10 protein-coding genes are annotated in these 11785 nt (G+C 68.1%); 3 read left to right on the top strand and 7 right to left on the bottom strand.

From position 1 onward, the window contains the following. The 3 genes from D7V97_RS46125 to D7V97_RS31195 all read right to left on the bottom strand — a co-directional run. The coding region (locus D7V97_RS46125) for a hypothetical protein (RefSeq protein WP_233583339.1) at positions 1-214 on the bottom strand (214 nt) is incomplete at its 3' end. A 42-nt stretch (positions 215-256) separates the two neighbouring features. Next, complete coding sequence (locus D7V97_RS31200) at positions 257-2692, bottom strand: type VI secretion system Vgr family protein (RefSeq protein ID WP_120614274.1); 2436 nt, start codon at positions 2690-2692, stop codon at positions 257-259. 382 nt (positions 2693-3074) lie between these two features. Beyond that, the gene (locus D7V97_RS31195; RefSeq protein WP_120614273.1) at positions 3075-3278 is read right to left on the bottom strand and encodes a YtxH domain-containing protein; all 204 of its coding nucleotides are present in this window, start codon (positions 3276-3278) and stop codon (positions 3075-3077) included. Positions 3279-3496: 218 nt separating this feature from the next. Here D7V97_RS31195 and D7V97_RS31190 point away from each other — a divergent pair, with 218 nt between their 5' ends. Genes D7V97_RS31190 through D7V97_RS31180 form a run of 3 tightly spaced genes read left to right on the top strand, consistent with a single transcriptional unit; the run spans position 3497 to position 6663 of the window. After that, complete coding sequence (locus tag D7V97_RS31190; protein ID WP_120614272.1) at positions 3497-5044, top strand: alpha/beta hydrolase-fold protein; 1548 nt, start codon at positions 3497-3499, stop codon at positions 5042-5044. Next, positions 5041-5370 carry a hypothetical protein gene (locus D7V97_RS31185; RefSeq protein WP_120614271.1) on the top strand — a complete coding sequence of 110 codons (330 nt, stop codon included), beginning with the start codon at positions 5041-5043 and terminating at the stop codon, positions 5368-5370. The genes D7V97_RS31190 and D7V97_RS31185 overlap by 4 nt, the downstream gene beginning before the upstream one ends. A gap of 54 nt (positions 5371-5424) precedes the next feature. After that, complete coding sequence (locus tag D7V97_RS31180) at positions 5425-6663, top strand: hypothetical protein (RefSeq protein WP_120614270.1); 1239 nt, start codon at positions 5425-5427, stop codon at positions 6661-6663. Positions 6664-6702: 39 nt separating this feature from the next. Here D7V97_RS31180 and D7V97_RS31175 read toward each other — a convergent pair whose 3' ends face one another. The 4 genes from D7V97_RS31175 to D7V97_RS31160 form a co-directional block, all read right to left on the bottom strand. Continuing rightward, positions 6703-7743 (bottom strand): spore photoproduct lyase family protein, encoded by a 1041-nt coding sequence (locus D7V97_RS31175; protein WP_233583338.1) that lies wholly within the window; start codon positions 7741-7743, stop codon positions 6703-6705. A gap of 178 nt (positions 7744-7921) precedes the next feature. Beyond that, positions 7922-9664: a glycoside hydrolase family 88 protein gene (locus D7V97_RS31170; protein ID WP_233583337.1), complete on the bottom strand. Its 1743-nt coding sequence runs from the start codon at positions 9662-9664 to the stop codon at positions 7922-7924. Positions 9665-9796: 132 nt separating this feature from the next. Continuing rightward, positions 9797-10912 carry an aldo/keto reductase gene (locus D7V97_RS31165; RefSeq protein ID WP_120614267.1) on the bottom strand — a complete coding sequence of 372 codons (1116 nt, stop codon included), beginning with the start codon at positions 10910-10912 and terminating at the stop codon, positions 9797-9799. A gap of 92 nt (positions 10913-11004) precedes the next feature. Then, positions 11005-11589 (bottom strand): TetR/AcrR family transcriptional regulator, encoded by a 585-nt coding sequence (locus D7V97_RS31160; RefSeq protein WP_120614266.1) that lies wholly within the window; start codon positions 11587-11589, stop codon positions 11005-11007. Between the last annotated feature and the right edge of the window lie 196 nt (positions 11590-11785).

Genomic DNA, 11785 nt, shown 5'->3' with positions numbered 1-11785 from the left:
CCTCCCACCCATCGTCGTCCTCCGAAGCGGGGGTCTCCAACACAAAGAAAGGAGCGTGGTTGTCACCGTGGTGCTCCGCGGCGGCGACGTGCTCCAAGGCTGCCAGTCGCAGAGCGGGGCTCGTCGTCACGTGCAGGAGTCGGATTTCCCTGGCAATGACGAACCACTGCATTGCCTCTACAAGCCGCTTCAGTGGCTGCGCGATCGAATCCATGGTTGTCTTTTCCTGAGCGCTCCGAATTCGGAAGGCTCGCGCTCAGTTGATCTTCACAATGGGGCCGGAAAGCTCATTCAGTGTGCCTGCGGATGAACTGATGTTGGGCCCGGACATCGCCACGCCCGTGGCGCCCAATTTCATGGTGCCGGCCCCCCCCGCGAGGGACATCTCCGCGCCGGAGACTTCAATCTTCGTGGGCGAGATCTTGATGGAGCAGCCGCCACACGCCAGCTCGATGCCAGTGGCGGAATTCACCAGGACCTTGCCGCTGTCGTCGATCTCGATGCTCCCCGGTCCATGGACGAGCTTGATGTATCCACCGGCGTTCAGGTCCACGTGCCCTCCCTCGAAGGTGAAGGTCGTGGGCCCCTGGGTGAGTTGGTGCTTCACGTCGGCGGTGACCAGGCGCTCGGCGCTCACGGAGAGTTCGTCGTTGGTGGTGATGGTTGTCTGCCGACCCGCCTCCAGCGTCACCGTCTCCTTGCCCGTGACCTTCTTGTCCCGTGGACCTCCGACCGAGTACGTCTCCTGGCCGTCCACCGTGAAGGTGCGGTCGCCGTTCACGGTGACGGTTTCGTTGGCCTTCACCGTCTCCGTGCGGTTCTGCTCGACCGTGACGGTCTCGTCCTTCTTCACGGTCTTGGTGCGATGACCCGAGACGGTCATGGACTGGTCACCGCCCACGCTCTCGGTCTGGTTCACCTTCACCGTGTTGGTCTGGTCATTGTTCACCTGGGTGGAATGGTCATGCTCCACCACCTCCATCAGGTCTTTCTGCGCGTGGAGGAAGACCTGCTCCTTGTCCCTGGCATCCTCGAAGCGCAGCTCATTGTAGCCCTCGCCGCGCGGCGAGCTCTGCGTGCGCAGCGTGCTGCGAGTCCGCTCCTCGGGGAGTTTCGTCGGAGGAGGATTGACACCATTGTAGACACAACCGATGACCATGGGCCGATCGGGGTTGCCTTCCAGGAAGTCGACCACGACCTCCATGCCCACGCGGGGGATGAAGAGTGTACCGAAACCTGCTCCGGCCCAGCTCTGCGCCACGCGCACCCAGCAGGAGGCCTTCTCGTCCCGAGGTCCTACCCGGTCCCAGTGGAACCGCACCTTGATGCGGCCATGCACGTCCGTGTGGATCTCCTCGTTCGAATCTCCCGAAGGTCCAACCACGGTAGCTGTCTGCAGGCCGGGGACGCGGCTGCGCGCCAGCGGGTACTCCGGCCGGAAGGGCACCGACAATGGAATGCACTCGAAGCGGTTCTCATACCGCTCCTGCTTCTTCTCCTCGCCAGCGTCCTCCTGGGAAAACGGCGGCCGCTCCTCGGGAGCCTCGCCCAGGTGTTCGATGCGGGTGACGAGATAGGCCTGGTCCAGGTCGGCATGCGCATGCCCCTGCAGCCCGAAGGTGTAACCGGGACAGAAGCCCGTCACGTTGCCTCGGCCCCGTCCCCGCTTCCTGCCCAATTGCTGGCCCTCGTGCAACAAGCGGGCACGCGCTGCCACGTCCTCTTTCGTGTACCGGTGACCACCGATGTCATAGGCCGACAAGGTCAACTCCGCTGGGTACAGGTATGACTCCCAGCCACTCTCCTGCTCTTCGCGCGCTTCCTTCGTCAGGTTCAGCCGCGGCCGCGTCCAGTCAAAGTCCCGGACAACCACTCCGGTGGGGCGCAGGGACGTGGACCAGTCGAGCCCCTGCAAGGTTTCTACAGGCGCAAGCCCGCCCGCCTGATTGGAAATCCATACAGGCCCGCTGTCGAGCGTCAGAAGCGGGTGGAACGGAGCATTGGTGTCCGCCAGGACGAGCTCCTCTACTTCGCCTGTATGATCGAAATAGAAGGAGATGCCTTCCTCCTTCATCAACCGCAGGACGAAGTCGAGGTCCGACTCCGCGTACTGCACGCAGTACTCCCGCTTGGGATACTCACGCTGAAGCGACAGGCTCACCTTTCGTTTGAACGGGGTGAGCGACTCTTCCAGCACATCCGCCAGCACTTCGGGCACGGACATCTCCTGGAAGATGTAGGAATCGATGCGCTGGGAGAGAGCCCAAAGGGCCGGGACAACATGGACGCGGACCACGCCCTTGTCGTCCAGGGAGCCCAGATCCTCCGTGTGGCGCACGATGCCCGCGAACCGGCGCGACAAGGTCCCGCGCTGGATGCCCAGCACACACGAAGTGCCAAGCATTGCATCGACGTCCGCCATGGGGCCATCGAACACCAGATCGATCAAGACCTCATAAAGCTCGGACAGCCCCTCACGAGCATGAACACGCCGCACGTGCCAGAGCGCCATCGGCGCGTCCCTGGAATCGAACGTATAGCGAACCGCGGGGATGGGAGTGCCCCCACCCATCAGGGCGAGCGCCTCTGCGATGGCATTACTGACACCGCCCTTCTCAAGACTTCTGGCAACCTGCGCGGCCGTTGAGGACACCTGCGCTACCTTTAGAAGTCTATCGTCGAACGCGGACATGGGCTCTCCTGAGGAGAAGCAAAGGCTTTTAGAAGAGGCACAGCCTGATTGCCAGGGCGGTCAGGACCAATGCCAATCACCCAGGGAGGGTAATGACTGACACACCCATGACGAAGCGCATCAAAGCCCGACGAAGCCCTCGCATTCGAGCACCAGGTGCGCCCAGCAGACTTGCCGTCTCAACACCTGCACCCCATTGCAGGCACACCATCTGACCGTTCCACCACCAGATGGACTCGCGCGAGCGGCGCGGCCTTCAAACGACAACACCCCGGAGGCCGGCACCGCGAAGGTGTCCGGCGTCCAGGGTGCTTGACGTCAGCGCGGCCCGACCCGCCTCCGGCACGTGACGCCGGACCCACGGGCCTCCGCTCATCGCGGACTACTTGTCGGTGGCGTCCTCGATCTTGTCGCCGGCGTTCTCCACGGCGTCTTCCGTCTTGTCGGCGGCCTTCTCGGCGGCGTTCTCCGTCTTGTCGCCGGCCTCCTCGACGTCGTCCTTCGCGGCCTCGCGGGTGTTGCGGTGGCAACCCACACCGGCGACCAGGGAGCCCAGCGTCACGGCCAGCAGCGTCAGCTTCTTCATGCGGTGCGACTCCTTCACGTGGGGGACACCCGGAGTATCGGTACCGGGGTCCGCAGTGCGGGGCGCAAGGTAGGCACTGTCCACCCGCTGCCAAGTGGCACGCCCTCCGGGACCTTGCGTCCCTTCACCGGGGGTGCGCTGACGCTGTCGGAGGACGCTGTTACGGTGCGCCTTCGCGTGGGGGCCCTGCTTGCGCCCCCCGGAGGCCCACACCCTTCATGTCTTCATCCCGGCCCTCAAGGCCCGCCCTGCTGCTCGTCCTGGCCCTCGCGACCCTCTGGGGTTGTCACTCCGATACCAAACCGCCCGTCGAACAGCTCTTCTCCGACGTGCAGTTCGACCTGACGGTGCCGCCGGAGACGCCCGCCGACGCCGCCCTCTTCCTCACCGGCCCCAGCGAGACGTTTGGCGGCTCGGCCGGGCCCGGCCTGGAGCTGGTCTACCAGGGCGGCCGCGTCTTCAGCCTCAAGGCCCGCCTGCCCAAGGGCACCGCCTTCACCTACGCGGTGCGGATGACGGCGCCGTCCGCGCTGGTGGCGCTGGACGCCACGGGAGCTCCGGAGGCGGACCGCTCCATCACCGTGCACGAGAACGAGGAGAACGTCGCGCTCGAGGTGGAGCGCTTCGGCCCCGCATCCGGGGAGACGGGGGCACGGACGGTGTTCATCGTCCACGTGCCGGACATCACCCCGCGGGGGGACACGGTGTATCTGACCGGGAACCAGCCGGAGCTGGGGACCTGGAATGGCGCGCAGGTGGCACTCACCCGCGCCGTGGACAATGCCTACGCTGGCTCCGTGACCTTCGCGGAAGGGACGGACCTGGAGTTCAAGGTGACGCGCGGCTCGTGGGAGAAGGTGGAGAAGACCGCCACGGGCGCGGAGGTGAGCAACCACACCTTCAAGACCGGCAACGGCTTCGAACGTGTGGCCCTGACGGTGGGCGGCTGGGCGGACCTCCTGCCCCCGCCAACCCCGACGCTCACGGGTGACGTGCGCTTCCTGCGCAACGTGACGCCCACCGACACCACGCTCAAGCCGCGCGACGTCATCGTCTGGCTGCCGCCCGGCTACGACGCGGCCCCCACGCGCCGCTACCCGGTGCTGTACATGCACGACGGCCAGAACCTGATGGACGTCGTCACCTCGTTCGCCGGCGAGTGGAACGTGGACGAGACCGCGCAGACGCTGGTGACGAACGGGCAGGTGGAGCCGCTCATCATCGTGGGCGTCTACAACACGTCCGACCGCATCGCGGAGTACACGCCGGTGCCCTTCCCGCCCGAGTACCCGAACGCGGGCCGTGCGGACGCCTACGGCCAGTTCCTCATCAACGACCTGAAGCCGCGCATCGACACGGAGTTCCGGACGAAGGCGGGGCCGGAGTCCACCGGGCTCGCGGGCTCGTCGCTGGGCGGGCTGGTGTCCCTGTCGCTGGGCCTGAAGCACCCGGAGGTCTTCGGCCGCCTGGGCGTGGTGTCGCCGTCGGTGTGGTGGGCGGACCGGGACATCGTGAAGACGGTGGAGGCGCTGAGCACGAAGCCCGCGCTGCGCATCTGGGAGGACATCGGCGACAGCGAAGGCTCCGGCAGCCAGGCGGAGACGGTGGCGGATGCCAACGCCTTGCGCGACGCGCTGGTGGCCAAGGGCTGGGTGCTGGACAGCGACCTCAAGTACACCGTGGTGGCGGGCGGCAAGCACAACGAGCCGTCCTGGTCCGCGCGCTTCGGCGACATCCTGCGCTTCCTCTACCCCGCGGTGCCGTGACGTCCGCGCCGCCCCCCACCACCCCGGATGGGCGCTACCTGGTGGTGAAGGGGCGGCTGTGGCGCCGCTCCAATCCTGCGCTCGGGCCCCGGCAGCGGGAACTGCTGGTGGCCGCGCTGATGCGGGCCCGCGCGGACGTGGGCCGGGCGAAGCGCGCGAAGGATGCGTCCGCCGAACGCCTCGCCCGCGCCCGCGTCCACCGCGCCAAGGTGGGCCTGGGCGAGCGCGGCCCTCCGTGGTGGACCGACGGGGCCCGGGACTTCAACCGGCACCTCGTGCACAACACGCCGTATGCGGCATGGTTCCAGGCCCTCGTAGCGCCCTGAACCGTCGTCTCCCCCAAGCCAAGGAAGTGCGTCATGCGTCACGCGTGGAATCGGATGTCTTTGTGGTTCGTGCCGTCGCTGCTGCTCGCCGCGTGTGGTCCAACTCAAGAGCTCGGGGAGTCGCCGGAGTCCGCGCAGCTGGGCGAGAGCACCCAGGCGGTGCTGTACCCGCCGCCCGCGCCGTCCAGCGGCAACATCGTGGACAGCACGGCGTTCCTCGGCCCGGTGGGGCTCAACGACGCGGTGCAGACGCGCTTCACCACGAACCCGCAGTACCTGTCCTTCAACTTCAGGGTGGCCGCGGGCGCGCAGGTGCGCCTGGAGGTGACGCACCTGGGCAGCAGCATGGGCCTGGACACGGGCCTGTTCATCTACGGCCCCAAGGATGCCAACGGCAGCTACGGCACCACGCTGCGCGCGCAGGACGACGACGCGGGCTACGGCGAGCTGAGCAAGGTGACCAGCCTGACGCTGGCGCAGGGCGGCGAGTACCTGGCGGTGGTGAGCACCGGCACGGGCGCGGGCAAGCAGTTCCGCCTGGGCCTGGGCTGTCTCAACAGCGCGTGCGCGGAGCCGTCGCTGTTCACGGCCTGTGACCTGGACGTGGCCACGCGCATCGAGGTGTGTGACGAGAGCGTGGTGGAGGTGCAGCACGTGACGCCCGCGCAGGCGCTCCCGCAGTGCACGGACGCGCAGGACGCGCACGACGCCTTCGTGTCGCAGTGTGTGGTGTCCTCCGGCGCGAAGCCCTGGTGCGCGGACGGCGAGGCGGCCTTCACGTCCAAGATGTGGCCGGTGTGCAAGGACTTCTACTACCGCTACTACGGCGCGGGGCCGCTGCCCCTCACGCAGTTTCCGCTGAGCAGCGCGCTCCAGGCGGCTCGGGCGGCGGGCCACACGCGCTGCAAGACGGGTGAGAACTGGTGCGACGAGTCCCTGTGGACGCTCAACGTGCCCTCCGTGGCGGGCACGCCCCCCGTGTCCCTGGACCGCGTGGCCGAGGGCGCCTTCGCGTCCATCCCGGCGCTGTACGCCCAGGAGGCCCCCCAGTTCCAGCGCCTGGCGGACCTGACGTACGCGCAGTTCTCCAGCCGCCTGGATTACTTCTTCCCGGAGCTGGCGCAGGCGCTGCCGGGCGCGCTGGGCAACGGCACCGAGGTGCCCCAGGTGGCGGACTTCTACGCGGACGTGCCGGTGGCGCCGGGCGCCAAGGACTACCACCACGTCTACGTCGTCTACTTCCCCGTGTCGCACCAGACGGCGGTGTTCTGGTTCACCCAGCACGAAATCTAGTCAGCGGTCCTTGGGGCCCGCGTGCGGAGCGTCCTTCGCCTAGAAGGCGTACCGCACGCGGCAGTACGGCAGGTGGCGGGCGAGCAGGTCCTTGAACTCCGCCACGTGGCGCCCCTTGAACCCGGTGCGGTAGCGCACGTTGACGCCGCCGCCCTGGGACACCTTCGTCTCTTGAAGCTCCGGCGTCCACAGCACGGCTTCCGCCTTCGGGTGCCAGCGCAGGTTCACCTCGTGCAGGCCCGCGTTGTGCGTGAGGAAGATGATCTCACACGCGAGCTGCGCCTTCGCCTTCGCGCCGATGCCGTCATCCACCTGCTGGAACAGCTCCGCGTACGCAGCCTGCCAACCCTCCTGGAGGACAACGGGGGAGAAGTTGAGGTGCACCTCGTAGCCGGCGGCCACGAAGTCGTCGATGGCGGCGATGCGCTCCGCGATGGGGTCCGTGCGCACGTCCAGCAGCTTCGCCTGCGCGTGGGGCATCAGGCTGAAGCGCACGCGCGTCTTGCCCTGGGGCGCGTAGGTGAGCAGCTCGCGGTTGACCATCTTGGTGGCGAAGCTGGCCTTGGCGTGGGGCAGCGTGGTGAACAGCCGCACCAGATCCCGGACGTTGTCGCTCAGGGCCGCGTCCGCGGAGCAGTCGCTGTTGCAGCCGATGTCGTAGACCCAGCAGCGCGGATCCACGCTGTTGGGCTCCAGCTTGGACCCCCGCTTGTGCGCGTGCTTGCGCACCGCCTCCGAGATGCGGTCGATGTTCACGAACACCGTGACGGGGTTCGCATAGCCCTTGTTGCGCGGGACGTAGCAGTACGCGCACGCCATCACGCAGCCGTTGGCCGTCGAAGGCGCGATGAAGTCCGAGCTGCGGTCGTTGGCGATGAAGGACAGCGTCTTCTTCACGCCCAGCACCAGCGTGCTGCCCTTGATGCGGTTCCACGACTCCACGTTGCCGGCGTTGCCGAACAGGCCGGGGATGTTCTGGTGGGAGGGCACCTCCACCCGCTCCGCGTCCGGGAAGCGCGCCAGGATCTCCCGGCCGCGCGCGTGCTCCACCACGCCCGGCTCCAGGTAGATGCGCGCCACCTTGAGCAACCTGTCGAGCGGCCCCGGTCCTGGAATCGGGGCCCGGGCGGGCGCCGGGGGTGGAGGGAACAGGTCGAGGTTCGTCACAGGGGCGGATGTAACCGCCCCCGGGCCTCGATGCACCCGTGGCGGCCCTCCCCCACGCAGGGCGGGCCGCCGGGCGTGGTGCCCCCTCCCGTCAGCGCTCGGACGAGGTGGGCTCCAGCGAGAAGGGCTCCGGGACGTCCAGGCGCTTCCACAGCGCCTCCGGCAGCGGCTTGTCCGCGCGCGCCACGGACGAGGACTGCTTGGGCGAGGACACGCGGTGGCTGTTGACGCGGAACTCGCTGTCCTCGGTGGTGGCGATGACGGCGGCGCGGCCCAGGTCGTTGATGAAGGGCCCATCCGAGCGGAAGGCGACGTTGTTCACGAGCTGCACCTCCGCGGTGCCGGGGACCGTGACCCAGACGCTGTAGCGCTTCGCCACCAGGTCCACGCTCAGGCGGAAGTGGTCCGTCCGGCCGCGCACGTAGGGGATGCGCCGGAGCCACGACCAGCCCGCGCCGTTGCGCGCCTGGTAGATGCCCTCCGTGCTCAGGCGCACCGCGAGGTTCAGCCGCGTGAAGGAGGTGACCTCCGTGGAGGAGTCCGTCCAGCCCACGACGCCCCCGTCGATGACGTCCCGCAGCGGGGTGAGGTCGAACTCCACGTTGCGGAGGCCGGTGTTGTTGGTGCCCAGCAGGTGCTGGCTGCGGGAGAAGGACAGCTTCGCGTACCAGGGGTAGTTGGGGCGCGGGTTGAAGCGCAGCAGCGCCTCCAGGAAGTAGTAGTCACCGTAGATGAGGCTGACGTCGATCTCCTGGCCCGCGGGCAGGTTGCCCACGCCGTGCAGCAGCAGGCCCGGGCTGTTGGTGCCCTGCGCGAGGTACGCGGGCGACACCAGCGAGTCCAGCATCCCCAGCGCGGCGGTGCGGTAGCGCGTGCGCCGGGTGGCGTCCGTCTCCAGGCCGCTCAGCTCCAGCAGCGCCGACGCGACGGCGGCCGCGGCGGACGAGTCCTTGTATTGGATGGGGGCGTTGAAGTCCCAGTTGGGCACGAGGTCCGCGGGCAGGTTCGCCAGGTAGTAGTCCGTCACCCGGCGCGCCGCGGTGAGGAAGCGCGTGTCGCCCGTGTAGCGGAACACCATGGTGTAGCCGTAGATGAGCCACGCCTGGCCGCGCGCCCAGGTGGACGTGCTGGAGTAACCCTGGAACGTGCCGCGCGAACGGATGGTGCCATCCGAGCGGTAGTCCACGTAGTGGAACGAGCTGCCGTCGGGGCGCACCGCGTCCGCGAGCGTCTTGAGCGCGTGGTTGACGGCCATGGCGCGATACGCGGGCCGGCCGTTCTGGGAGGCCCAGAGCAGCAGCTCCAGGTCCACCATCGTGTCGGTGACGAGCGGGATGTTCCAGTTCGGGTTCCAATCACAACACTTGATGATGCCAATCTGGCTGTTGTAGCGCGTGGCCAGCGAGTCGGCGGAGGTGAGCAGCACGTCGCGGTAGTAGGTGTTCCCGGTGAGCCGCCACGCCTGGCCGAAGCTCGTGAACATCTTGAAGCCCAGGTCGTGCGTCTCCGTGTTGGTCTTCTGGACCTCCAGCGGGCGCGTCCACATATCCGCGCGGTCGCGCCAGATGGGCTCGCTGGCCACCTGGAACATGAGCCACATGCTGCCGGGGAAGAAGCCCTGGGTCCAGGCGATGCGGTCCGTGTTGGCCACCGTCGTCCAGGTGCCGTTGGACAGCGACGCCTTGGGAGAGCGGTTGACGCTCGGCATCTCCGCCGTGGTGTCCGCGAGCTGCGCGCGAGCGAAGGTCAACACCCGGATGGCATCCGCGTCCTCGAAGGCGTGCGCGGTGGGCGACACCATCCCCATCAGAATCAACCCCAGCGCTGCTCCCATCCTGCTCAATCCCATACAGCCTCCCCCGTTTTGGCAGGAGGGGAAGGTTGGGACGGCAAACGCTTGCGGCCATCGGCCTGGAGGGCGGGAGCGGGCCGCCCGACCCGCCCTCCGGGAGGAGACGGACGTGCCCTACGCGACGGCGGCCGGCGCGGTGGACACAGGCGCCGTGTAGCCCGTGGGCTTGTCACCCACCGCGGCCCCGCCGTGCAGGTTGAGCTGGTAGGGGTTGGTGAACATGGAGTGGGGGAACGGCACCGACGGTGCGCTGACGTCGTCCAGTTGCTGGCGCAGCCCCGGAGGGAGGGTGAAGTCCAGCGCGGCGAGGTTGCCGTCGAGCTGCTTCGTCGTGCTCGCGCCGATGATGACCGAGCCGACGCCGGGCTGCGTCGCCACCCAGTTGAGCGCCACCTGCGACATCTCCCGGCCCAGCTCCTTCGCCACCTTCTCCAGCGTGGCGACCACCTTCCAGTTGCGTTCGGTGAAGAGACCCAGCTGCTGGCCGCCCACCGCGGAGCTGAGGCGGCCCTCGCCCTGGAAGCCGCCTTCGCTCGGCCGGTACTTGCCGGAGAGCAGGCCCGAACCCAGCGGGCTCCAGGCGGTGATGCCCATGCCCAGCGCCTGCGCCAGCGGCGTGAATTCGTGCTCCAGGTTGCGCTCGACGAGCGAGTACTGGAGCTGCAGGTTGATGATTGGCGTCAGCGCGTGGGCCTCCGCCCAGGTCTGCGCCCGCGCCGCGTACCAGGACGGCACGTCGGACAGGCCCGCGTAGCGGATCTTCCCGGCCCGCACGAGGTCATCGAACGTGCGCATCACCTCCTCCGCGGGGGTGATGCGGTCCCAGGTGTGCAGCAGGTACAGGTCGATGTAGTCCGTGCGCAGCCGGCGCAGCGACGCCTCCACGGCGCGCATCATGTGCTTGCGGCCGTTGCCCCCGCCGTTGGGGTCGCCCGGGTGGGCGCTGTTGTAGGTGTACTTGGTGGTCAGGACGACGCGATCCCTCCCGCCCCGCTCCTCCAGGAACTTCCCCAGGAGCGTCTCCGCGCTGCCGTCCGTGTACAGGTCCGCCGTGTCGATGAAGTTGCCGCCCGCGTCCAGGTACCGGTCGAACAGCGCACGCGAGACGTCGTTCGTCGAACCCCAGAGGCCGCCGTAGAGCCCCTCCTTCCCGAAGGTCATCGTGCCCAGCGAGAGGGGACTGACACGCAGGCCGGAGCGGCCCAGGAGGTAGTAGCGATTCATCGACATGCGGTGACTCCATTCAGGGTTATTCTTGACTGATTAATCCAGAAACAGGCGTGCGAAGACGGCGAGCGGTCCCTGGCGGACAGCACGCGGGGCTACTGGGCCTTCAGGCCCGCGAGGGTGAAGTCCACGACGGCGCGGAGGGTTTCGGGCGGGGTGCCGGCCTTGGCGCCCAGGCGCAGCCCGCCAATGCTGGTCAGCAGGAAGCTCGCGGCGATCCGTGCATCCAGCTTGGGGTTGAGTTCACCCTTGTGCTGGGCCTCGCGCACGATGCGCTCCAGCATGCCCAGGCCCAGCGCGCCGCTGGACTGGAGCACCGTGGCGACCTCCTTGTCCGTGTGCCCCAGCTCCGCGGTGGCGTTCACGGAGAGGCAGCCCCGGGCGCGCTCCTTCGGAGTGGCGCCAGGGATGGAGAGGAGGAACTGGCGGAGGGCGGCCACGGGCGAGGCGTGCGAGCGCAGGCACTCCGCCATGTTGGCGCCGTACTCCGTCTGGTAGCAGCGCAGGGCCTCCAGGTAGAGGCCGTGCTTGTCCCCGAAGGTGTCGTACATGCTCTGGCGCCCGATGCCCATGGCGCGCAGCAGGTCGTCCGTGGACGTGGCCTCGTAGCCCTGCTCCCAGAACACGACCATGGCCCGCCGCACGGCCTCGTCGCGGTCGAACTCTTTCGTCCGTGCCATGGCCGTGTCGTAACGATTCTGGACTGACCTGTCAAATGAAACGCGGTGGACCTAGAAGCCGGGCGGGCGCTCTCCGGCGACGCCGGACGCGCGCTCCAGCGCGATGCCCACGCGGCCCAGGGTGCCCTCGTCGAAGAGCTGACCGATGAGCGTCACGCCGTGGGGGACGCGGCGCGGGGTGGCGAAGGTGGGCAGG

The organism is Corallococcus sp. CA053C (assembly GCF_003611675.1).
Classification (GTDB): Bacteria; Myxococcota; Myxococcia; order Myxococcales; family Myxococcaceae; genus Corallococcus.
The sequence above is the reverse complement of the archived record's forward strand: the minus strand, read 5'-3'. Positions and strand labels throughout refer to the sequence as shown.